The organism is Echinimonas agarilytica (genome assembly GCF_023703465.1).
In the GTDB taxonomy this organism is placed as follows: domain Bacteria; phylum Pseudomonadota; class Gammaproteobacteria; order Enterobacterales; family Neiellaceae; genus Echinimonas; species Echinimonas agarilytica.
This window is the reverse complement of sequence record NZ_JAMQGP010000003.1, coordinates 161,149-184,507: the sequence shown is the minus strand read 5'-3', so window position 1 is coordinate 184,507 and position 23,359 is coordinate 161,149. Positions and strand designations below refer to the sequence as shown.

Genomic DNA, 23,359 nt, shown 5'->3' with positions numbered 1-23,359 from the left:
TGCTACCAACGCAGCATCCAACAACCCCATGATTTTTACACAACTTTACGCCCCATCATGCGCTTCCCACCATTATTGTTCTGCCCTCTAAAGTCACGTTTCTAGGCTTGTTTCGTGAAGCATTCAAACTGCTTAACGAAACTTATTGGTAAATATATTTCTTTCGACTTGCACTTTAAAGTTTCGTTTTGATAGAATCCTGCCTCCGAAACGAAACATATGTAGCTCATGTCGAAACGAAACACACAACAACGCCGCCATCAGATTGTCAGCCAACTCCTTGAAGAAGGTGAAGTAAGTGTTGATCAACTGGCTCAGCGTTTTTCTGCGTCAGAAGTTACAATTCGTAAGGATCTCACTGCTCTAGAAAAAAGTGGACAATTGCTTCGTCGCTATGGCGGCGCAGTGCCAATGCCGCAAGATTTAGTCAGTGATTCAAATGAAATCGGCAGTGAAGATACTTCAACGTGCAAGCTAGCCATTGCCAAAGCAGCAGCTGAACGCATTCGCGATCACAATCGAATCATTATCGACAGCGGCAGCACCACAGGCGCATTACTTCCTGCATTGAATCAAAAACATGGCCTTGTGGTCATGACCAACTCGATTAAAGTAGCGAATGCACTTCTCGAATTAGAGAACGAACCCACCCTTTTAATGACAGGTGGTACTTGGGACCCACATTCAGAAGCGTTTCAAGGACAGGTTGCAGAGCAGGTGCTACGCTCTTACGACTTTGACCAACTATTCATAGGAGCCGATGGGGTTGACTTAGCCCGCGGTACCACCACATTTAATGAACTCATAGGCTTGAGTCGCCAAATGGCAGAACTCGCCCGAGAAGTTGTGGTGATGATTGAATCAGACAAAATTGGACGCCGAATTCCAAACATGGAATTGGGCTGGGACAGCATCGATACACTCATTACCGATGCCAACTTATCGCCAGAGGCGAAAGCAGCGATTGAACGCCAAGGCGTCACCGTGATCGCCGCGCCTTTAAGCGAATCAACAAACAAGTTTTAAATTTTAATTTGGAGAACTAACTATGTGTGGAATCGTCGGAGCAGTAGCTCAACGTGATGTGGCCGAAATTTTGGTCGAAGGTCTAAAGCGTTTAGAATACCGCGGCTATGATTCAGCAGGGGTTGCCATGCTCGATGCAAACGGTAAACTCCAGCGCGTTCGCCGATTAGGCAAAGTGAAAGAGCTTGACGATGCAGTAAAAAGTTCTGGCACCAATGGCCCTATTGGTATTGCTCACACTCGCTGGGCCACGCATGGTGAGCCAAGTGAAGTAAACGCACACCCACACATTTCAACCCGCTCTATTGCAGTGGTTCACAACGGCATTATCGAAAACCACAATGCACTCCGTGAAAAACTACAAGGCTTGGGTTACACCTTTGCTTCGCAAACAGACACTGAAGTGATCGTACATTTAGTGCATCACGAACTCAAAACAGCCAACAGCCTGCGCGAAGCCGTTCAAAGCGCAGCGACCCAGCTAGAAGGCGCATATGGCACAGTAGTGCTCGACCAGAACGACCCAACACGTTTAGTCGTTGCCCGTTCAGGCAGTCCACTCGTCATTGGTTATGGCTTGGGCGAAATGTTCCTAGCGTCTGATCAACTCGCTCTGTTGCCTGTTACGCGCCGTTTCAGCTACCTCGAAGAAGGCGACGTGGCCGAACTGACCCGCAAGGGTGTAGAAATATTCGACGAGTCGGGCCAGCCTGTCACGCGTGAGGTCATTGAATCAGACGTAGAACATAACGCCGGTGGTAAAGGTGGTTTCCGCCACTTCATGGAAAAAGAGATTTTTGAACAACCTTTAGCATTACAGCAAACCCTAGACCAACGTATTTCATCAACCGGTGTAAATTTAGACGCATTCGGTGAAAACGGTGCCGAGCTACTGTCTAACGTTGAACATGTACAAATTTGCGCCTGTGGCACAAGCTATAACTCAGGCATGGTCGCGCGCTACTGGCTTGAATCCATTGCCGGCGTCACATGTAACGTAGAAATTGCATCAGAGTTTCGCTATCGCAAATCCGTGGTTCGCCCAAATAGCTTGTTCGTCACCTTATCTCAGTCGGGTGAAACAGCCGATACCTTAGCTGCGCTACGCTTGGCAAAAGAGATGGGCTACATGTCTAGCTTGGCAGTATGTAACGTACCCGGCTCATCACTGGTACGTGAATCAGATTTGGCATTCATGACCAAAGCGGGCGTAGAAATTGGCGTTGCATCATCCAAAGCATTTACTACCCAGCTCGTGGCATTGTTGCTGCTAACCTTGGGCATTGGCCGTTTACAAGGCCGTATTAGTGCTGAGCGTGAAGCTGAAGTCATTCATGAACTCAAAGCCGTACCGGCAAAAGTAGAGCAATTGTTGAACCAGTCCACAGCCATCGAAGCTCTTGCTGCCGACTTTGCCGACAAACAACACGCATTGTTCTTAGGCCGTGGCGATCAGTACCCTATCGCAATGGAAGGTGCTCTGAAACTCAAAGAGATTTCATACATTCATGCCGAAGCCTACGCCGCTGGCGAACTCAAGCATGGCCCACTGGCTTTGATTGATTCAGAAATGCCAGTCATCGTAGTTGCCCCTAACAATGAACTGTTAGAGAAACTGCATTCAAACGTGGAAGAAGTTCGCGCTCGTGGCGGATTAATGTACGTGTTTGCCGATAAAGACGCACAATTTGCCAGCGATGAGACCATGCAAGTGCTCGATGTACCGCATTGTGACGACCTCGTCGCTCCTATTTTGTACACGGTACCGCTACAACTCTTGTCGTACCACGTTGCGCTCATCAAAGGCACGGATGTTGACCAACCCCGTAACTTGGCAAAAGCAGTGACGGTTGAATAGTCTTCATAGACAGAATGGTTAGAAACAGAAAACGGCCGCTCACCAGAGCGGCCGTTTTTGTAGTCTCTCCAGATTTTTAACATCATACTTTAATTGGATGATAACTCTTTACGTCAACGGTCACTTGTCATCTCAAGGCTGGATGGATTTCACAGTTGCGCTCACTCAGCTTTGCCCAAAAACAAGTGAATGCAAACACTCCACACAGATGACATCGCTGCTATTGAGCCTTTAACCCGCCCTTAACCTCTGCTGGTTTATCTTGCTTACAATCTTGTGGGAGATAACACCAATGACGTTTAGGTATTCAATCATCGCTGTGATGATGACAACGCTGCTCGGCTGCGCATCAACAAGTGATTCCGACTTTGCAACTCAGGCAAGCAACAGCCAAATTCAATCGATTGAATTGTTGGTGGAAAAGTACCAGCAATCCACACCGGATAGCTCTGATTTGGAGCCTAATCAGATCACTGATCTCGTGAATGTACCCGAGCTAGATGAATACTTAAGCACAGCGTTTACCCACAGCCCAAGCCTGCAACAAAGTATTCTTGCTCTCAAAATAGCGTACGCGCAAGAAGGCATTCGTTTTGCTGATCAATTACCAACCGTGAATGCTGGCTTATCGAGGCAATATGCCGAAGATAGTGAGGATCATTACAATGCTGATCTAACCGTGAGTTGGGAGTTAGATTTATGGCAACGTTTGGCAGATATCACAGCGGCTTCCGGTAAAGACATTGCTGCGACCCAAGCAAATTTGCAAAACGCTCAGGCGCTTCTTGCTGCAAATGTGATGCGTGGTTGGTTGGAAATCAGTGTCAACCAACAGTTGCTGAAAATTGAACAGCGCCGCTTAGACATTCTAAGTAACAATGAAACCTTAGTGCTTGAGCGATACCGCGTTGGGCTGGGCACATTGGAGGAGCTGGACAATGCCAAAACCAGCACAGCGTCATCTCGTGCAACGTTGGCGCAATACCAGGAGAATCTAGCACAAAGCCAGCGTTCGCTGGTATTACTCACAGGCGAATGGAATTCAGAGGCATCAGCGATCACGGTTGCAGAGCGCTTCCCTCAAATTATAAACCCATTGGATTCGATGTCAGTGCAAGACCTGTCCGGTCGTCCTGATTTACAGCAAGCCTTTTTCAATATTGAAGCAGAGGGTCTAAGAACCGATGCAGCTTACAAAGCAATGCTGCCATCATTTAGCTTATCTGCAAGTTTGCAAGATATGGCTGAAACGCCAAGTCAGGCGCTGTTTAGCAACCCATTGTGGAGTGCGCTTGGTTCCATCTCTGCCCCACTCTTTCAAGGCGGAAAGTTAAAAGCGAATGCCGAAATAGCCGAGCTAACAACGGAGCAAGCCTATTGGACGTATCAAGAAACCTTGCTGAATGCTGTGAATGAAGTTGAAAACGCCATCGGCCAAGAAAGCGCGTTAGCAAAACAACAACACCACCTCAATGACGCTTTAAGCAGCGCTCAACGAAGCGTGGTGAGTTACGAAGAGAAATACCGTCAGGGGTTGGTCGATATCTTCGATTTGCTGACCGTTCAACAGCAAGCCTACGATGTTGAAGCCCTGCTTACGAATACCACTTATCTACGATTACTCAACCGCATTGATTTAGGCCTTGCACTTGGCTTAGGTACTACAGGCCTTGGAGAAAAAGCATGAAAAACGCACTCAAAAACAATGCAAAAAGCGTTGCCATCACACTGGCTTCGGTCGGTTTAATTTTTGCTGTTATGAGTTACAACGGGGCTCAAATTGCCCAAGCTGAACAAGAAAAACCAATGCGAAAAGCGAAGCCACAAACCGAGCTGTCGCTACCTCAAGTGGCAGTTCAGTTAGTTCAACCCGCCAGCTACCAAGCTCAAGTTGTGGGTTATGGCGAAACGAAGCCACGCTTCGAATTGGCTTATACCAGTGAGGTCAGTGGCCGTGTTGAATGGCTTTCAGAATCGTTTGAAGCGGGTAAAACTATTCAGCAAGGAGACCTGTTAGCAACGCTTGATGCAACCACATATGAACAAGCCGTAACCGCTGCAAAGTATGACCTTGCCAATGCAAAGCAAGAGCTACTTGAAGAGCAGCGTGAAGGTGAGCAAGCTCGCTCAGAATGGCAACGTTCTGGCCTAACGGGCGAGCCGAGTTCTCCTTTGGTTTTGCGTGAACCGCAGCTCGCCAGTGCGCAAGCCAAGCTTGAAAATGCGCAAAAAGCTTTGGAAAAAGCAAAAAACGACCTCGAAAAGACACAAATTATCGCCCCATTTGATGGCGTTGTTATCGCTCGTGACATTCAGCCGGGCAGCTACCTCAACGTAGGTTCCAATGTGGCGACACTTTACAGTATCGACCGTATTGAAATTGAAATTCCCCTGTCTGATTCGCAGTGGGCAAACTTACCCAAGCACAATACATCTTCGGAAATGAATTGGACGGCAACCATTACCAATAGCACCGGCTCGCACTCTTGGAACGCGACCATTGAACGCAGTTTTCAGTATGTTGCTCAAGAAACTCGTCAACGCTCTGTTGTATTAGTAATTGATAATCCCCTCGAACAAACAGAGCCACTATTCCCAGGTACTTTTGTGAAAGCGACGATCCAAGGCACTGAAGTGAATAATTTGTGGCAACTTCCTGCATCAGCATTATCTCAGCAAGGCGAGATCTGGACGGTCGATGCACAAGGTCTGTTAGCTAACAAGGCCGCAACCAAAGTCTTTGAGCGTCAAGGCCATATCTATATCAAGCCAACCGAACCTTCAGACAATGTGCAGGTGGTCAAACGTCCACTGAGTAACTTTAAGACCGGCATGATGGTTAAGCCTAAACTGGCACAAGCATCAACAGATATTGCATGGGTTACTGCGAATAATGAATCTGGAGAAGACTAAAATGAGCGGTAATCTTGTAGATAAAGACACGAGCAACGACGGTTCAGATTCAAGTCATTTAGAGCAACCTTACCCAAAAGGCGTTATCGCTTGGTTTGCCCAAAATTCGGTTGCAGCAAACTTGCTGATGATTGGTGTGATCCTGTTGGGTTTACTGTCAGTCAATAATCTCCGTAAGGAAGCTTTTCCAAGCTTAGAACCAGACATTGTAACGGTCTCAGTCACATACGACAGTGGTGATCCGATTCAGGCCGAAGAAGGCATCGCAATCAAGATCGAAGAAGCGTTAGAAACGGTGTCGGGGATCAAACACATTACGTCAACCTCAGATTCCACAGGTAGCCATGTCTCTATCGAAAAAGAAACCAATTACGAGCTAGACGTATTGCTCGATGACGTAAAAACCAAGGTCGACGCAATCAACAACCTGCCTGTCGAAGCCGATAATCCAGTCATCGATAAAGCGCGCAGGCAAGAGCATGCATTGTGGATTCAACTCTATGGCGACACCGATCGCGGCACACTGCAAGATTTAGCAGAGCAGCTTAAATCAGACTTACTCGCCCAAAGTGAAATTCGTGATTTGGACATCAAAGCGAAGATAGATCCAATGATTTCAGTTGAAGTGGATGAGTCCAAGCTGCAAGCCTACAACTTAACGCTCACCGATGTATCAAATGTGATTAACGCGGAGTCATCAACCAGCATTGCAACCAGTTTGCGCAATGGAGAAAAGACCGTTCGCCTCAAAGTGAGCGAGCAAGCTTATGAGGTTGAAGACTTTAGAACGATTCCTGTCTTAACAACCGCAAACGGCAGCCAAATTCAGTTAGGTGATATTGCAACCATTACCGATGGTTTTGAAGAAGATATCTTCAGTTTATCTCGCTACAACCAACAAAGTTCGATGGGCATCCAGATTGTAATGGATGAATACAGCGACGTGATCGGCATTGTCAATCAGGCTAAGCAAGTGATTGATGCTTGGCAAGCGAGCAACCTTCTTCCTGACAACGTTGAGATTGAAAGCTGGTACGACAAAAGCACGCTAATTAAAGAGCGTTTGTCATTACTAATTAAGAATGCGATGACAGGTATTGCATTAGTCTTTATCGTTCTTGCGCTATTTCTTAATGTTCGAGTTGCGTTTTGGGTCGCGGCGAGTTTGCCCTTTGTATTCTGCGGCACGCTTTACTTCATGACCGATTCTTTTATGGGCTTAACCATTAATGAAATGACCACTTTTGGTTTTATCATGGCGTTGGGTATTGTTGTTGATGATGCCGTGGTCATTGGTGAAAGCGTGTACACCACTCGCCGAGAACAAGGAGACTCTATCAAGAGCACCATTATTGGTACGCACAAAGTTGCTGCACCTACGATCTTTGGTGTGCTTACCACTGTGGTCGCATTTGTATCGATAGCCATGGTTGACGGCAAAATGGGGCAAATTTACGCACAGTTCGCCTCTGTGGTTGCTATCTGCTTGATGCTGTCATTGGTTGAGTCAAAGCTGATCCTGCCTTCGCACCTTGCTCATGTCAATACTCAGCGTAGCGAAAAGAAAGGCATTTGGAATCGCATTCAACAAGGTGCCGATAACGGTCTTGAATGGCTTAATCACAAGGTTTATAAGCGTGCCATTCAACAAGCATTAAACTTCCGATATGCAGTGGTTTTAGGCTTTGTAGCATTGTTTATATTAGTGGTTGGCATGCCATTTACCGGAGCCGTTCGCGTTGCCTTTTTCCCAGCAATTACCGGTGATACTGTGACCGCTGATATTCGCATGTACAACGACAGCGGCTTTGGCCAAACCCACACAAACCTATTAGCTCTTGAACAAAATGCTATTGAGGTAGACCAGCAATTACGCGCCGAACATGGCGGTGATAAATCAGCAATTGACAGCGTTCAGGTGATTGCCAGTGAAGATAAAGCAGGCTCTGTCACGATTGAGCTTGACGAGGAAGCAAGCTATACCTCAAACGATTTTGCCAAACTTTGGCTGGCCAATTCATCTCATATGGAAGGCGTGAAAAAACTCAAAGTTCTTTCTATGAAGGAAATGGTAGACGCCTTTAAGGTCGAGTTGAAAGCCAGTGATGAAATGCTGCTGACAGAAGCCGCAAACAAGTTCAAAACCCAGCTTCAAGAGGTCGCCGGAGTAAGTGGTATTGACGACAATTTAGACCTAGGAGAACCACAATACCGGTTTGAGTTAACTGACCAAGGCCGTGCATTGGGCATGGATACCGCAGCTTTGGCACAGCAAGCGTTGCAATCATTTGGGGGCGATATTGTTCAGCGTTTCCAACGGGGCAAAGACGAAGTGAAAGTCCGTGTTCGTTATCCCGAAGAAGCCCGCCAAACTCTGGCAGATATTAAAGCATCGAATGTGCGCACGGCAGATGGCACAGTGGTTCCACTCACAACGGTAGCGGCTGTGCATTCGGGTTATCAACAATCAGAGATCACACGCATTGATAATCAACGAGCTATTTATATTACGGCGTCGTTGGACCAAGACATTATCGCCTCAAATGAGTTGGTCGCACAGCTACAAAACAGTATTGTTAAAGAATTGAAGTTGAATTATCCAACGGTGTCCATCGACTTTGCAGGCGAAGCTGAACAGCAAAAAGAGTCAACAGATTCGATGCAATCAACCTTCATTTTGGCACTGATCGCAATTTTCGCTCTGCTGGCCGTTCCTCTCAAATCATACGTGCAGCCACTGATTATCATGGTTGCAATCCCGTTCGGCATTGTCGGTGCAATCTTAGGCCACTGGTTGAATGATTTAACGCTGAGTATTTTATCGCTGAACGGAATTTTGGCATTAAGCGGTGTTGTGGTGAATGATAGCCTGCTATTGGTGTCACGCTTTAATGAACTGGTGAAAGACAAGAATTTGTCTATCAATGAAGCAATTGAGAAAGCATGTACCGCTCGTATGCGCGCTGTGTTACTCACCTCAGTGACAACTTTTGCGGGTCTTGCTCCTATCTTGAGTGAAACTTCAATGCAGGCACAGTTCTTAATTCCCGCAGCGGCGGCTCTGGGTTACGGGATTTTGTTTGCAACCGTCATCACTTTGCTACTTACACCGTCACTGTTAATGATTCAAAATGATGTAAAACAGCTCATTAGCGCACTAAAAAATAGGGTTCTGGGGCAGAATACAAACCTTAGTTATTGAGACAAAGCAAAGTGCAAAGATGCCATAAAATACATCTATTTGAGCTTGACGAGGGCAGCAAAGCCAACAACGCTTTGATTTTGAACGTTCCCTCACCATATAAAACAATGAGAGAGAAATAATGGCTGAAAATCTACAACTGCTGCTGGTGGAAGATGATATCGACCTCGCAACAGCCATTATCGACTACCTAGAACTGGAAGGCATCCAGTGTGATCATGCCGCAAATGGTTTATCGGGCTACAGCCTTATTGAATCAAACCACTATGATGTTGTGATCCTAGATTTAAACCTTCCCAAAATGAACGGCCTTGAGGTCAGTGAACGCATTCGCTCTCAAGGCATTGATGTGCCAATCCTGATGCTAACCGCGCGCGACACCTTGGACGACAAGCTAACCGGTTTTTCGAAAGGTGCAGATGACTATTTAGTGAAACCATTTGCCATGGAAGAATTGATTGTTCGCACCCAAGTGCTTTCTCGTCGGCGCAGCGGCCAAATCAGTAAGCTTAAAGTGGACGATCTTCAGTTAGATTTACAAAAAAAAGTAGCTACGCGTGCCAATCAAGCCATTAAGCTTTCACCAATCGGCATTAAGTTATTGGAATGTTTACTGCGGAATAGTCCGAATACCGTTTCTCGTGACAAATTGATGCAAAGCGTATGGGGAGATGTTCAGCCAGACAGCAATAGCCTCAAGGTACACATGTTTAATCTAAGAAAAGCTGTTGATGGCCATTCAGAACACAAGCTGATTCACACCATCACAGGACACGGATTTGCCTTGAAAAAAGAAGAGGCCCAAGCGTGAAAATAAGACCGAGTATTCGAATTTACTTTCTCGTTGCCATGCTATTCACCGGCACACTGACCATTGGCGTACTGACAGCAACCGCTGTGAATTACTTTTTCTCAGGCATGGATATGGCGATGAGCGGCATGCTTCGCTCGCAAGCTATGGCCCTTGCGCTAGGAGACAATGATTCACCACTGCAAGCGGATGACTTAACCATTGCGGCAACATGGCAAGATTTACCGCTTCCCATCCAATACAACTTTGTTGAAGCTGAGTTAACCCCAAATAAATTGGTCAAGGTCATTGATGGTATTCCAATCATATCTCCACCGAAGTTTGGCTACTTTGTGATGAAAATTGTAGAAGGCGACAAGGTTCGTTACGCAGCTTTAGTATTGGAACACCTCCGCAAGGATGAAAAATTTAATGGGCAATTGCCACCATTCTTCTACATCATTTTAACCGGCTTGGTTGCAATACTTTTCTTCTCCTTAGTATTAATTGTGGTGCAGCGGAAAATTGCATCACCAGTTGAGCGCTTAAGAAATTGGGCCAAAGGCTTAGATAAAGAACAGCTGACTCAGCCCGTTCCTAACTTTCACTACAGCGAATTAAATTCATTGGCAGAATTGATTCGTTCGAGTCTTAGCTCCGTGCAAAAAAGCCTTGAACGAGAGCAACGCTTTTTAGGCTATGCCAGTCATGAATTGCGCACCCCCATTGCAGTAACCCGCACAAATGCAGAGTTACTCCGTAAGATGATCAATAAGCAAATTCCAACTCAAAAGCAGTTAGCGGTATTGGATCGAATCGAGCGCGCAGGCTATACAATGACCGACCTAACTGAAACCCTGTTGTGGCTTAATCGCCAAGAAGGAAAGTCATTACCAAGTCAGGTTCTTCAAATCGGTGAATTAACGAAACAAATTGAGTCAGAACTTCATTATTTACTGCAAGGCAAACCCGTTGATGTCAATCTAAGCGTGGATAACGCCGAAGCCGAGCTACCTGAAAGCTTATGTCGTATTGTCATTGCCAATTTAATCCGGAACGCGTTCCAGCACACTCAAAAAGGCAAAGTTGATATCATTCAAACAGATAGGAAAATTTCCATCGTCAACCATAACCATGGCACTGAAACAAGCGAAGACAATCTAGGTTTCGGATTGGGGCTGGAGTTAACTCAACGACTCATTGCACATCACGGCTGGCATTACAAAACCATTCACGATGAACAAGCTTGGAAAGTTGAGGTGATATTCAATCGTTAATGTCAGCTTTTTAAAGTGGTTGGCCGCTATTGAGAATTCATAGTGTAGAAAGCGGACTCGCCCTTCACCACTGATGAGTCGCACGGCGATTAAAATGTCACTGCGATGGAAATATACATCAAAAACAAACCAAACATAAATGAGACTGCACCTGCAATTCTGAACGTTTTCTGAAATTTACGCGCCGACCACACTGCAAACTGACGATGCTTGTTCGCCCCTATCAGAACCAGCCCTACACTCACTGTAATCAGTACATACCCCATCCCCTTTATCAATTGGGGATAGATCGAGGATGAATGAAACACAACCAGCATTGCGCCTACTGCCAACCGACTTAAGACCTCAAACCAATGAAAATAACGTCTACGGCTAAATTGAACGATGCCATCTGCCCACAATTGAGGGCGTATTATCATCATGCTACTCAAACACAGCATGAGAAAGCCAAAAGCTGCAATAAAATACATTCAAACTCCCAATGATATCCGCACGAAGGGCATCACAAGCATACTCAGGCATTACAATCTGAAACGATTTCTAAGCCCTAACCCCAATAAGAACACCAACACAACAGACACCACCCCTTGAAACAATACAATGGGGATCACCCATGCCAGCATATCTGATTGGACGAAGTGAGTGTCGATGCCGATTCCGCGCGCCGTTCGAGCCTGCGCTAAGAAGGGCAAACTATTGGCGGCTGAAAACATCATTAATTCCCACACCTGCCGAACAGAAGTCGTTGTAGAGGCCAACATGGCATAAACACCACCAAACATCACAATCGACAACCACCAATACAACAACGGCCGAAGGATACTCTGACCATAATCGCACAAACCGGAATACAACATATCTAGCATTGAATGAGCAGTGCTCATGGTTCGCCAACGCCGCACTCTGTGCTCATCAGCATTGGCACGTAACGCAAGCCCGTGATCTTTATTCACCTCCGCCAGCTCTTTTAAACGATTGAGTTTTTCTGAATCATATGGACGACGCGACTTAAGTGGCGATAGGTATCGACGCTTCAATCGGTAACTTATTTTTTGCCGGTCGGTGTACACCTTTCGGTAACGGGGTTCACGATGAATGTTGTAGGTGTAATGAAACAACGACAATTGATTGGATATTCGGGTTCCGACCAAATCGATGACAGATAATGTGCTGACCTTTTTTAGGTCAAGCGACCGCTCAAGCGTTGCCCCGCGAAATGATAAGTCCTTTAAGTCTTCAGGAGACGTCATGGTAAAATCTGCTGCGCAATAAATCTTCTCGAATAAAACATTCGCATGGCTGTATTTTACTTTATTGAAGGTCACCTGCCCTTTGCCAAAATAGCAATGAGAGAAGTCGACTTTCCCTGCATGAAAGACGGAGTCGGAAAAATCCGTTTCTCCGTCACCAAAGTCAGTGCCCTGAAAGTTGACGTCACTTTCCTGTCCAAAATCCGCTAGAAAACGGATTTTCCCTTTGCCAAATTTGGCATTTGTGAACACCAAATCAAATCGGCCGAAGAACACCCCACTGAAATCAACATCCCCTTCGCCAAAACTTGTATTGTTAAATAAGGTCGGGCCGTCACCAAAATGAGTATTTGTGAAGTTCACTTGACCTTTTGGGAACCGATAATCATCAAATGAAATCGAGGAGGACGGCACTGAACGACAGGGCTCAAAATCTAGTTCGGAAAAATCGATATTGTAAATAGGGTTTTCAGCCACCCAATCATTCCAAACTTTTGAGCCTTGTTTCCACAATTCCAGCGCAGCCTGAGGTTCAAGTGTAGGCACATCACTTTCATGATTGTCTGTCATCGTTGAACGTCCCTATCATTCTCCATTGTATGAGGTATAGCATAAGGTGGACGCTTATTCTTGCTGGGTTCGATCTGGTTGCTCCGCTATTTTTCAATAAAATTTAATGCGGATCATGCCCTTGGGGGAAAACTTGCTCGGTAAAATCAGCCGAAACCACAAACCTGATGTAAACTCAGACCATTGCGAGCACGATAGATTCGTACTCGACTGAAAACTGTCGCATTATTAACCGTTCAGCGCGGTGCTTTATCGCTTACATTGGAACCCGACATGCTCAACAGCAATACCAAAAGCCGAATTCAATCGTTCGGACGCTTCTTAAGTAATATGGTGATGCCCAATATCGCTGCGTTTATCGCATGGGGATTTATCACCGCTTTATTTATACCAAGCGGCTGGCTACCGAATGCAACGTTGGCGGTGATGATCGACCCCATGATCACCTACATGTTGCCGCTGCTCATTGGTTATACCGGCGGTAAGTTGATCGCTGCCGAACGCGGTGGTGTGGTAGGCGCAGTTACCACTATGGGCTGCATTGTTGGCTCTGATGATCCGATGTTTTTAGGCGCGATGATTGCTGGTCCACTCGCGGGATGGGTGATTAAAACGGTGGACAGCGCGCTTGAAGGCAAGGTCAAAAGTGGCTTTGAGATGTTGGTAAACAACTTCTCAGCGGGCATTGTTGGTATGTTGCTATCGTTACTTGCATTAGTGGTACTTGGGCCCTTGGCCGATTGGTTTGCAGAGGCGCTTGCCGCAGGTGTTGATACCTTAGTGCAGCACAACCTATTACCACTGACTTCAATTTTGGTGGAGCCTGCCAAAGTTCTATTTCTCAACAATGCCATTAACCATGGCATTTTTTCGCCCATTAGCATGCAACAAGCCAGTGAAGTGGGCCAGTCTATTTTCTTTTTGATCGAGTCCAATCCTGGACCCGGTTTAGGTGTTCTACTGGCGTATAGCTTGTTCAGCCACGGCCTTTCCAAACAAACCGCGCCCGGCGCCATTATCATTCAGTTCTTTGGTGGTATCCATGAGGTGTACTTTCCCTACGTATTAATGAATCCGCGCCTACTGCTGGCCGTGATTGCAGGCGGAGCAACGGGGGTGGCAACCATGAGCATGTTTAATGCAGGATTAGTCTCTCCGGCATCACCAGGCAGCATATTTGCCATATTGCTGATGAGCCCCAAAAGCAGCATGTTGGGCGTTGTAGTGTCGATTGTTAGCTCCACACTTGTATCTTTTATTATTGCCAGCTTTTTCGTGAAACGAGCAGCATTAGAAGCGAAAGCAAACGAAGAATTGGGCGCTGAATATACCCCTACAGCCAATACTCCTATAGCCAATGTTCATACTGAAGCTGAGGGCTCTGTGGGATCTCAACAAGTATTCGCGCCAGTTGTTCCTATTCAACCGTTGCCAGAAAAAACATTTAAAACAATCGTGGTGGCTTGTGATGCAGGCATGGGTTCAAGCGCAATGGGTGCGAACTTGCTCCGTAAAAAAGTAGTGGCTGCTGCGCTGGATATCGACGTTCGAAATATGGCGATTGACCATTTGACTGATGATATCGACATCATCATTACGCACCAAGAGCTCACGCGTCGGGCGATAAACAAAGCACCATCGGCCGAGCATTTGTCGCTGTCTAACTTTACCGATGATGTGTTTTACGATGACTTAATCAGCCGACTAAAGGAATAGACATGTGAGTAAGGCGCTCGCCTGAATGGCCTCAGGCAGACAAGTCACCCAAGGTGCCGCATAATAGCCCCAGTGTTCTGGGGTTGTGCACACAATAATTTCAGTGGTATGAATGAAGAGTACAATCGAATCGATGCAAACGATTAACGTTCCAATTAATGAAGAAGAGTCTATCCCTTTGATGGAAGCCATTACGCGCTTACCCACATTGAGAGGTAGCCTGACACTGATTATGGATCAACTCGACATTCTACTGCAGAGTGCTCTTGAGCAGTCTTTTCAAGGAGAAGATGAGGCCACACGTTATGTCACCGCTCCGCTATTAACGCAAGAAAGCCCGCTGCATGATTCTTTGCTTAAAGCTCGGTTACTCGTTGCCTTGGGTAAAATAGATGCCACCGTGTTTGCTGACATTGAACATCTCGGCCACCTTCGTCAACAGCTGATTAACTCCCCAGAAGAAGTCGGATTTACCTCTGCCGTTGCATTGAATGCTCTGGGCACGCTCAACCATTTTGATTCAATGCTGCTGCAACAATTTGAAATGCGCTTGCAGAATGTGCCTGAGGACCCCGACTTATCAGCACAATATTTAACCACAGTTGAGTCGAGTATTCGCGCAGCTCTGGCACTGTCAGTTCAGACTATTGCCCAGAAGATAGCGACCTAACCCCTCACCATGTAAATACTGTGTTAACAACATTTTGCCCAAGCTCCCCAAAAAAACATCTCAAATAATTATCACTCTCAATTAAAACCAATTTTAGATGAAAACCACCCAACACAACATGTGACACACATCACACTTAATAGATTAAAAAACAGCCACTTAAAGTGTGATCTATGTTCAATTCTTACTTTTACCTTGATTTATGTGATGTGGATCACTACCAAATTGACGCCAGCAAAATTTTAGCGTGACATTGGTCACTTTAATCTTTTCTTAAGTGGTGAAAGATAAATCTACCGTTTTCGAGGACACGATGAGTCGCAAGCTGCATCGAAAGTCCTTACCGATGAAATGTTGCAGGTAGGTTAAAATGCTCAATGACAACGTAAAGGTTCGAGTTCAATCATTCGGACGCTTCTTAAGTAACATGGTCATGCCAAATATTGGCGCCTTCATCGCGTGGGGATTTATCACCGCGTTATTTATACCAAGCGGCTGGCTGCCCAATGAAACTCTGGCAGGTTTAGTCGGTCCGATGATCACTTATCTTTTACCACTCCTAATTGGTTATACCGGTGGTAAATTAATCGGTGGTGACCGCGGTGGTGTGGTAGGTGCAGCCACCACCATGGGCGTCATCGTCGGTTCAGACATGCCGATGTTTATGGGTGCAATGATGGCCGGTCCATTAGGTGGATGGGCAATTAAGAAGGTTGATGCTGCACTTGAAGGCAAGGTCAAAAGTGGCTTTGAGATGTTAGTGAACAACTTCTCCGCTGGCATTGTGGGGATGTTACTCGCACTTGCAGCCATGATGGTAATCGGCCCGTTCGCGACGGGTGTCTCAACTGTTTTAGCCTCGGGGGTGAATGTACTCGTTCAGCACAATTTATTGCCTCTGACCTCTATTTTGGTTGAGCCTGCAAAAATCCTATTCTTAAACAACGCCATTAATCACGGTATTTTCTCGCCTTTAGGCATTCAACAAGCCAGCGAAATGGGCCAATCAATCTTTTTCTTGATTGAGTCAAACCCCGGTCCAGGTTTGGGCATTTTGTTAGCGTACACCTTGTTCGGCAGTGGCAACGCAAAACAATCTGCGCCAGGTGCTTTGATCATTCACTTCTTTGGCGGTATTCATGAAATTTACTTCCCGTATGTACTCATGAATCCACGTTTATTGTTAGCTGTGATTGCAGGCGGCGCAACAGGTGTTGCAACGATGGCAATGTTCAATGCAGGCCTTGTATCTCCAGCATCTCCGGGCAGCATCATTGCGTTACTCATGATGACACCAAAAGCGAGCATCGTGGGCGTACTGTTGTCGGTGCTGACTTCTACGGCCGTATCATTTGTTGTGGCAAGTGTGTTTGTGAAAAGTGCTGCGGCTCAAGAAGGCGACGAAGACTCTCTAGCGCAAGCATCAGCTCAAATGAAAGGCATGAAGCAATCGTCTAAAGGCAAAGAAAGCCAACCTGCCGCTGGCATCACGATTGCTGAAGTAAGCACAAGTCACATCAAAAAAATCATTGTGGCATGCGATGCTGGCATGGGTTCAAGTGCGATGGGTGCGGCGATTCTGCGCAAAAAAGTGCAAGCACAGAATCTCAACATCATGGTGAAGAACCTCGCGATTAACGATCTGCCGGATGACATCGATATTGTTGTTACCCACCAGAACCTCACAGAACGTGCATTACGTGAATGCCCTACTGCACAACACTTGTCGCTCAGTAACTTCATGGATCACGCATTCTATGACCAGCTCGTGGCTCGATTAACCGAACATGCAGAGGGTACGGATGCAGCTCCTATTGCTAGCACTCAAGTTGAGGTGGCAACTGCCCCTCAACAGCACGACGACATTCTTACGGTTGAAAACATTTATATCGACCAGCCCACCATGAGCCGCGATAACGCCATTCGCTTGGTCGGCCAGAAACTTTACGAAGCTGGATTTGTGGATGCCGATTACCAAAGCGCAATGATTGAGCGCGAAGCACAAGTTTCTACTTACATGGCCAATGGTGTTGCTATTCCACACGGCACTTCTGACGCAAAACACCGCGTGAAGAAAACAGGCTTAGTCGTCTGCCAATTCCCACAAGGTGTGATGTACGGCACTGAAGGTGAACAAGCCCACATTTTGATTGGTATCGCCGCCACCGGTGACGAACACATGAAAGTACTTTCATCACTTGCCGAAATCATGGGTCACCAACGCTTGATGGATCTACTCGCAACGACCGACAACAGCACGCTTATTTACAAAGTGCTCTCTGGTGAGTCGGCGTACTACTTGGCCAAGAGTGCCTAAGTAACTCACAAACAACCTTTTAAAAATTAATTGAATACTGGCCAAAAAATAGCCGGTAACTCTGGAGTCACATCTATGAAAAATTTAATGCAAGCTCTTCACTTTGGCGCAGGCAACATTGGCCGCGGTTTTATTGGCAAATTATTAGCTGACGCAGGCATGAAAGTGACCTTCGCAGACGTGAATGAAACTGTGGTAAATGCATTGAAACAAAAGCAACAATACTACGTTGACGTGGTGGGCGAACAATCAGAAGTATGTTTGGTAACAGGTGTAGACGCACTGAATTCAATCCACGATGACGTGCCAGCCAAAATTGCTGAAGTCAACATGATCACTACGGCTGTTGGCCCTACAGTACTTAAGTTGCTCGCCCCCACCATTGCCCAAGGCATTGCGTTGCGTCAGCAGCAAGGTAACGTCGAAGCATTGAACGTCATCGCTTGTGAAAACATGGTCCGTGGTACGTCACAGCTCAAAGCAATGGTGATGAACGAACTTTCCGATGAGCTCAAAGCATTTGCCGCTGAACACGTTGGGTTTGTAGATTCAGCAGTAGACCGCATTGTGCCGCCCACTGAAAATTCTGAAGACGACCCACTGCGCGTCACGGTTGAAACATTCAGCGAGTGGATTGTGGACAAAACTCAATTCTGTGGTGACATCCCAGACATTGCAGGCATGGAACTTACCGACAATTTGTTGGCGTTTGTTCAGCGTAAATTATTCACACTCAACACCGGCCATGCTGCCACAGCTTACTTGGGCATGACCAAAGGCTACGCCACTATTGCCGATGCTATCAATGATACAGACATCGAACAAAGTGTTCGTAACACGATGGCAGAAAGTGGCGAAGTACTGATTCGTCGCTTTGGTTTCGACCGTGAACAACACGCACAGTACATCAACAAGATCATTGGTCGTTTCCGCAACCCTCACCTACACGATGAAATCATTCGTGTTGGCCGCCAACCGATTCGGAAGTTAGGCGCTGAAGATCGCTTGATTAAGCCTTTAGAAGGAACATTGGAATACAAGGTGGCCAACGAAAACTTGTTGCGCACCATTGCAGCGGCATTTTTATACAAAAATGATGAAGATGAGCAAGCTGTAGAAGTGCAAGAAGTGATTCGTGAACAAGGCATTGCTTCTGCGGTATGCCGCTTTACCAATTTAGAACCTGGCAGTATTCCTGAAAAATCAATCGTCAAAGCGTATGAGCAACAACACGTTGCTTAATAATCACGTGACCTAATCGTACCTCGGAGTAGTGGACGCTACATTGCTCTGAGAACCTTGATTCAGGCGTTCGTAGAACGGACGTCTGAGGTTCAGAATTCGGAAATCACCATCATGACAAACTCCCTTGCGACTGCAGTTCGCCAAATCATTTTAACCGCGCCTATCAATGGCACCATGGTCGATCTCAACACGGTTCCCGATCCACTTTTCGCTCAGCAATTAGTCGGCAAAGGGGTTGCGATTTATCCAAAGCAATCACCTCAAAAACAATCTCTTATTGCTCCGTGCAGCGGCGAAATCACCTTAGTTCATTCCTACAACCATGCCGCAATCCTAACCACAGAATCTGGTATTGAGATATTGCTACACATCGGGGTCGATACCATTTTACTCAAAGGTGAAGGCTTTGAACCTCAGGTTAAAGTGGGCGACACCGTGCAAACAGGCGACACTTTAATCACCTTTGACACATCACTCATTGAGCACAAAGCTGCCAGTTCACACACCATGATGGTCGTGACCAATGCAGCCGATTCACACATCATCACGCCTGAGTTAGGTGACGTTTTAGTGGGCGACAGCTGCTTAACCATCGATTTAGGGGAAGAGTCCACGGTGGATGTAAACACCCCCAATAGCGCCGAACATTCAGCCATGAGTTCGGGCCCCATCAGCTTGCCTAACCCCGCGGGTCTGCATGCACGACCAAGTGCGAACTTAGTGGCCGCCGCCAACAAATTCAGCGCCCAAATTGACATTAAATTTGGCGACAAAACAGCCAACGCGCGTTCGCTAGTTGCTTTGTTAGGATTGGGTACGCGCCTGCATGACAGTATTGAAGTATTGGCCTCAGGTGATGATGCGCAACACGCCATCGACCACATCCGGCAAGCGATTGTAGAAGGCCTTGGCGAAGACTGCGCAGCAGAACAACTAGCAGCCTATTCGCCTCCAAATCATGCGAAAGAGCTTCCCGAAGAAGTCTCGTTGTTAGCACAGTCGAACGACGATCCCAACGTTTTACAAGGAGTAGCGGCTTCACCGGGGCTAGCAATTGGGCAGGTATTCCAATTAGCAGAAGACTTATTTGAACTTCACGAGCATGGTGAAGATATCAAGGCAGAAAGCGAACTGTTCGTTTCTGCCGTATCGGATGCCAAACATCAATTGTCTTGTCTCAAACACAATGTGGTGTCTGCAGGCAATGCTGAACAAGCTGAAATTTTCGATGCTCACATGACCTTGTTGGATGATCCGGATTTAACAGCTCACGTTGAGCAACAGATTAACACCGGTAAATCGGCGGCTTTCAGCTGGCAACAAGCCATCGATGCACAATGCAACACGCTCAAACAACTAGACAACGAGATCATGGCTGGACGTGTCGCAGACCTTGAAGATGTGTGCAAACGTGTGCTTCGTTCCATTCTCGATATTCCTGAGCAGTCGTTAGACTTGCCCGACAACACTATTCTGGTGGCACGTGATTTAACCCCCTCCATGACGGTGAAATTAGACACTCGAAAAGTTGTTGGATTTGCTACATCCGAAGGCGGCTCTTCAAGTCACTCGGCAATTCTAGCGCGCAGCATGGACATTCCGGCCATTGCTGCAGTTGGAAAGCAAACGGATGCTCTTGAGAATGGCGCAAATGTGGTGCTCGATGGTTTTAAAGGCACACTGAAAATCAATGTTACCGATGACGAAATTAAGTCGATTAAAGCACAACAAGCGAAAGCCGCTGTACAAGCTCAATTAGATCTTGCTGCTAAAGACGAGCATGCCGTCACAAACGACGGACACACGATGGAAATTGTGGCCAATATAGGCAATCTCGAAGACTCGAAAAAATCCATGACGTTAGGCGCTGAAGGTGTTGGATTGCTCCGCAGCGAATTTCTATTCTTAGACCGCAACACTGCGCCAAGTGAAGATGAACAATTCACGACCTACAACGGTATTGTTCAGTCTCAACAAGGCCAACCGGTGATCATCAGAACACTGGATGTAGGCGGCGATAAACCACTTGATTACATGCCAATGCCAACCGAAGAAAACCCGTTTCTGGGTGAGCGAGGTATTCGAATTGGTATCAATCGCCCTTCTATCTTAAAAACCCAAGTCCGCGCAATTTTGCGTGCAGCGCAACACAATCCGAAGAGTTTGGTAAGAATCATGTTCCCGATGATCTCAACCATTGAAGAACTCCGTGCTGCCAAGGGAGTTGTACACGCTGAAGCCAAAGCGCTGAATGTGACTAACTTTGAGGTGGGCATCATGGTGGAAGTTCCCTCTACTGCCGTGATGGCCGACTTGTTTGCTAAAGAAGCTGACTTTTTCTCTATTGGCTCTAATGATCTCACCCAGTACACGCTTGCTATCGACCGTGGACATCCAAAACTAGCAGCTCAAGTGGACGGTATTCACCCATCGGTATTACGCTTGATTGAATTAACCTGCAAAGGCGCGCATAAATATGGTAAGTGGGTGGGGGTATGCGGCGGTATTGCCTCTGATACACAAGCTGTACCGTTACTCATCGGCTTAGGCGTTGATGAATTATCAGTGAGTGTGCCGAGCTTACCTGCCATCAAAGCACACGTCCGCGAGTTATCATTGAAAGATTGCCAAAGCCTTGCCCAAAAGGCACTCGATTTGGAAACCGCATCGCAAGTAAGGGCTTTAAGCTCGGGACGTTAAAAACGCTATATCCACCATAGGTATCAACAAAAACCGACGCTCACTCATTACGGTGAGCGTTCTCTTTTATTCGCTGCACCGGCGTTTTAAAGAATAAGCGGCGTGTACGAGATATTGAAATGAGCGCGACCGTTGTCTTGGTCGTGCACATTTTCCAGCACAGGGAAGCCAAGTGTGAAGGTCGCCTGAAATACGCGTGATGCACTCAAGTTGAAGCCCACACCAACACTGCCAAGCTGATCACCTTTGCGATGACTCGGGCCTTCAGGGCGATAACGATAGGCCCCACCTCGGTCCATAAAGGCAAATGCGGTAAACGTCACTGGGGTGTTTAGTGATGCAGCTAAACGTGGTTGAGGAATAGAATGCTGTAATTCAAAGTTCAGCAAGAAACCTTCATCGCCACTGACGAGGCCTTCTTCGTAGCCTCGCACTGTGGCGGCACCACCAATTTGGAATGCTTGGCCTCCGGGCAAGTTGTTGTCATCGGCAAACTGGCCTGACACATTGAGCGATGCCGACCACTTCTCATTCCACTGATGCACATAACTACCGTATGCGGTGTAACGTGTGAAATAACGAGCATCAAACTCTTGCTCTCGACCGCGAATAGCCTTGAAGCCAGCAAATACCGCTCCTTGTTCGGTATAACGGTTCCAATTGATGCCAATGGGCCATGTGTCTACATCTGAGCGTTGTACTAAGAAACCATCAATCGTGGTTTTCGATTTTCGATCTTCAAAATCAAATGTGACGTTAACCAGATCCAAATCGTTGATCCACACCGGCTGTACAAAACGAATGATTTTGGCCGTTGATTCTGAATCGACATCCACATCTCCCAGCGATGGATTGTCGATATCGAGTTCGTCATCAAGGTAGGTAATACCTATTTTACCGCCGCTGCGCGTGACCGGAACATCGTAATAAAACATAAAGCTTTGGCTACCGGAAGCGCCCGTAAAATTCATGTTGAGCCGGTCTCGAACGCCAAACACGCTGTTGTTGGTGTAACCAATACCAAAACGATTCTCGCCCGTTTCATCAGTACCGGTATTGTCACCGTACACATCAATAATGTGGTGAGGTGGTTCAAACGCTTGCAGAATAAGGTCTGTCTCGCCGAATGAATCCCCCTTTGCCATTTGCGCCCGCACCTGAATATCGCTAGTGCGATTGAGTCGCACTAAGTCGTGCTCTAATGACGACAAATCAACCAACTCACCTTGTTTGAGCTGAACTCGGTCGGCCACATATTTTTCAGAAGTTGAAGCGTTGCCTTGCACATCAATCTTACCCACGCGGCCTTCAACCAACTTAATGTTTAAAATGCCATCGGCTATTTTTTGCGGCGGCAGGATAGCACTCGCAGTTAAAATATTTTTATCTCGATACAGTTGGTTCACTGCATCCAACAAGGCTTTGACATCAGAAAAGCCAACAGATTTACCGGTAAATTGAGCTGCCACTTCGCTTAATTGGTGTTCAGTCAGCCATTCCGATGGGGTGAACTTGATGGCTTTTAGTTCAAAACGAACCGAGTCATTGGTGGGCACTGTTGGTGAATCAATGGTGATGTCGCCTTCAATCGGATCGACCAATTCCGCGCGCTCTTTGAGTTTTTTCTGTTGCTCAAGACGCTCACGGTTTTGTTGTTGACGCTGCTGCGTTGCGGCAGGGTCATTGGGCAATTGCAATGCAGGAAGTTCCTGCGCGATGGCTGCACTGCACACCCCCCATTGCAACAACGCCACGGCACCCAGTCTTTTGATTACGCTACTTTGTGGTACCGTTTGTGTGCCTTTGAGTTTTAACATTTCACGTC

The 23,359-nt window shown here is 46.7% G+C and carries 15 protein-coding genes; 12 read left to right on the top strand and 3 right to left on the bottom strand.

Annotated elements, in window-relative coordinates:
• Window positions 1–228 precede the first annotated feature (228 nt).
• The 7 genes from NAF29_RS08085 to NAF29_RS08055 all read left to right on the top strand — a co-directional run bounded on the left by NAF29_RS08085 (window position 229) and on the right by NAF29_RS08055 (window position 11,066).
• Window positions 229–1,026 (top strand): DeoR/GlpR family DNA-binding transcription regulator, encoded by a 798-nt coding sequence (locus NAF29_RS08085; RefSeq protein WP_251261071.1) that lies wholly within the window; start codon window positions 229–231, stop codon window positions 1,024–1,026.
• A 22-nt stretch (window positions 1,027–1,048) separates the two neighbouring features.
• Window positions 1,049–2,884, top strand: coding sequence for a glutamine--fructose-6-phosphate transaminase (isomerizing) (gene glmS, locus NAF29_RS08080; protein WP_251261070.1), 1,836 nt, complete (start codon window positions 1,049–1,051; stop codon window positions 2,882–2,884).
• A 292-nt stretch (window positions 2,885–3,176) separates the two neighbouring features.
• Window positions 3,177–4,571 (top strand): TolC family protein, encoded by a 1,395-nt coding sequence (locus tag NAF29_RS08075; RefSeq protein ID WP_251261069.1) that lies wholly within the window; start codon window positions 3,177–3,179, stop codon window positions 4,569–4,571.
• Entirely contained in the window at window positions 4,568–5,797 is a 1,230-nt protein-coding gene (locus tag NAF29_RS08070; RefSeq protein ID WP_251261068.1) for an efflux RND transporter periplasmic adaptor subunit, read from the top strand. Before NAF29_RS08075 ends, NAF29_RS08070 begins: the two co-directional genes overlap by 4 nt.
• A 1-nt stretch (window position 5,798) precedes the next feature.
• Window positions 5,799–8,999: an efflux RND transporter permease subunit gene (locus NAF29_RS08065; RefSeq protein ID WP_251261067.1), complete on the top strand. Its 3,201-nt coding sequence runs from the start codon at window positions 5,799–5,801 to the stop codon at window positions 8,997–8,999.
• 121 nt (window positions 9,000–9,120) lie between these two features.
• The gene (locus tag NAF29_RS08060; protein WP_251261066.1) at window positions 9,121–9,810 is read left to right on the top strand and encodes a response regulator transcription factor; all 690 of its coding nucleotides are present in this window, start codon (window positions 9,121–9,123) and stop codon (window positions 9,808–9,810) included.
• Window positions 9,807–11,066 (top strand): sensor histidine kinase, encoded by a 1,260-nt coding sequence (locus NAF29_RS08055; RefSeq protein ID WP_251261065.1) that lies wholly within the window; start codon window positions 9,807–9,809, stop codon window positions 11,064–11,066. Before NAF29_RS08060 ends, NAF29_RS08055 begins: the two co-directional genes overlap by 4 nt.
• Window positions 11,067–11,155: 89 nt before the next feature.
• Here NAF29_RS08055 and NAF29_RS08050 read toward each other — a convergent pair whose 3' ends face one another.
• Window positions 11,156–11,536, bottom strand: a complete 381-nt coding sequence (locus NAF29_RS08050) for a hypothetical protein (RefSeq protein ID WP_251261064.1) — start codon at window positions 11,534–11,536, stop codon at window positions 11,156–11,158.
• Between the two features lie 51 nt (window positions 11,537–11,587).
• Complete coding sequence (locus NAF29_RS08045) at window positions 11,588–12,886, bottom strand: hypothetical protein (protein ID WP_251261063.1); 1,299 nt, start codon at window positions 12,884–12,886, stop codon at window positions 11,588–11,590.
• Window positions 12,887–13,159: 273 nt separating this feature from the next.
• Between NAF29_RS08045 and NAF29_RS08040 the strand changes: the two genes are divergently transcribed.
• From NAF29_RS08040 to ptsP, 5 genes are all read left to right on the top strand, one after another.
• Complete coding sequence (locus tag NAF29_RS08040) at window positions 13,160–14,602, top strand: PTS mannitol transporter subunit IIBC (RefSeq protein ID WP_285817678.1); 1,443 nt, start codon at window positions 13,160–13,162, stop codon at window positions 14,600–14,602.
• 112 nt (window positions 14,603–14,714) lie between these two features.
• Window positions 14,715–15,272 (top strand): MltR family transcriptional regulator, encoded by a 558-nt coding sequence (locus NAF29_RS08035; protein ID WP_251261062.1) that lies wholly within the window; start codon window positions 14,715–14,717, stop codon window positions 15,270–15,272.
• A 370-nt stretch (window positions 15,273–15,642) separates the two neighbouring features.
• On the top strand, window positions 15,643–17,589 hold the full coding sequence (locus NAF29_RS08030; protein WP_251261061.1) for a PTS mannitol transporter subunit IICBA: 1,947 nt from the start codon (window positions 15,643–15,645) through the stop codon (window positions 17,587–17,589).
• Window positions 17,590–17,664: 75 nt separating this feature from the next.
• A complete protein-coding gene (locus tag NAF29_RS08025; RefSeq protein ID WP_285817677.1) occupies window positions 17,665–18,831 on the top strand; it encodes a mannitol-1-phosphate 5-dehydrogenase in 1,167 nt (388 codons plus the stop codon).
• Between the two features lie 114 nt (window positions 18,832–18,945).
• Entirely contained in the window at window positions 18,946–21,534 is a 2,589-nt protein-coding gene (ptsP, locus tag NAF29_RS08020) for a phosphoenolpyruvate--protein phosphotransferase (RefSeq protein WP_251261060.1), read from the top strand.
• An 86-nt stretch (window positions 21,535–21,620) separates the two neighbouring features.
• Here the strand turns inward: ptsP and NAF29_RS08015 are convergent, their stop codons facing one another.
• Window positions 21,621–23,351, bottom strand: coding sequence for a ShlB/FhaC/HecB family hemolysin secretion/activation protein (locus NAF29_RS08015; protein WP_251261059.1), 1,731 nt, complete (start codon window positions 23,349–23,351; stop codon window positions 21,621–21,623).
• Window positions 23,352–23,359: the final 8 nt, after the last annotated feature.

What these genes read in the sequence shown, in the direction of transcription:
- NAF29_RS08085 (WP_251261071.1), top strand. Translation starts at nt 229, where the DNA reads ATGTCGAAACGAAACACACAACAACGCCGCCATCAGATTGTCAGCCAA.
- glmS (WP_251261070.1), top strand. Translation starts at nt 1,049, where the DNA reads ATGTGTGGAATCGTCGGAGCAGTAGCTCAACGTGATGTGGCCGAAATT.
- NAF29_RS08075 (WP_251261069.1), top strand. Translation starts at nt 3,177, where the DNA reads ATGACGTTTAGGTATTCAATCATCGCTGTGATGATGACAACGCTGCTC.
- NAF29_RS08070 (WP_251261068.1), top strand. Translation starts at nt 4,568, where the DNA reads ATGAAAAACGCACTCAAAAACAATGCAAAAAGCGTTGCCATCACACTG.
- NAF29_RS08065 (WP_251261067.1), top strand. Translation starts at nt 5,799, where the DNA reads ATGAGCGGTAATCTTGTAGATAAAGACACGAGCAACGACGGTTCAGAT.
- NAF29_RS08060 (WP_251261066.1), top strand. Translation starts at nt 9,121, where the DNA reads ATGGCTGAAAATCTACAACTGCTGCTGGTGGAAGATGATATCGACCTC.
- NAF29_RS08050 (WP_251261064.1), bottom strand. Translation starts at nt 11,536, where the DNA reads ATGTATTTTATTGCAGCTTTTGGCTTTCTCATGCTGTGTTTGAGTAGC.
- NAF29_RS08045 (WP_251261063.1), bottom strand. Translation starts at nt 12,886, where the DNA reads ATGACAGACAATCATGAAAGTGATGTGCCTACACTTGAACCTCAGGCT.
- NAF29_RS08040 (WP_285817678.1), top strand. Translation starts at nt 13,160, where the DNA reads ATGCTCAACAGCAATACCAAAAGCCGAATTCAATCGTTCGGACGCTTC.
- NAF29_RS08035 (WP_251261062.1), top strand. Translation starts at nt 14,715, where the DNA reads ATGAAGAGTACAATCGAATCGATGCAAACGATTAACGTTCCAATTAAT.
- NAF29_RS08030 (WP_251261061.1), top strand. Translation starts at nt 15,643, where the DNA reads ATGCTCAATGACAACGTAAAGGTTCGAGTTCAATCATTCGGACGCTTC.
- NAF29_RS08025 (WP_285817677.1), top strand. Translation starts at nt 17,665, where the DNA reads ATGAAAAATTTAATGCAAGCTCTTCACTTTGGCGCAGGCAACATTGGC.
- ptsP (WP_251261060.1), top strand. Translation starts at nt 18,946, where the DNA reads ATGACAAACTCCCTTGCGACTGCAGTTCGCCAAATCATTTTAACCGCG.
- NAF29_RS08015 (WP_251261059.1), bottom strand. Translation starts at nt 23,351, where the DNA reads ATGTTAAAACTCAAAGGCACACAAACGGTACCACAAAGTAGCGTAATC.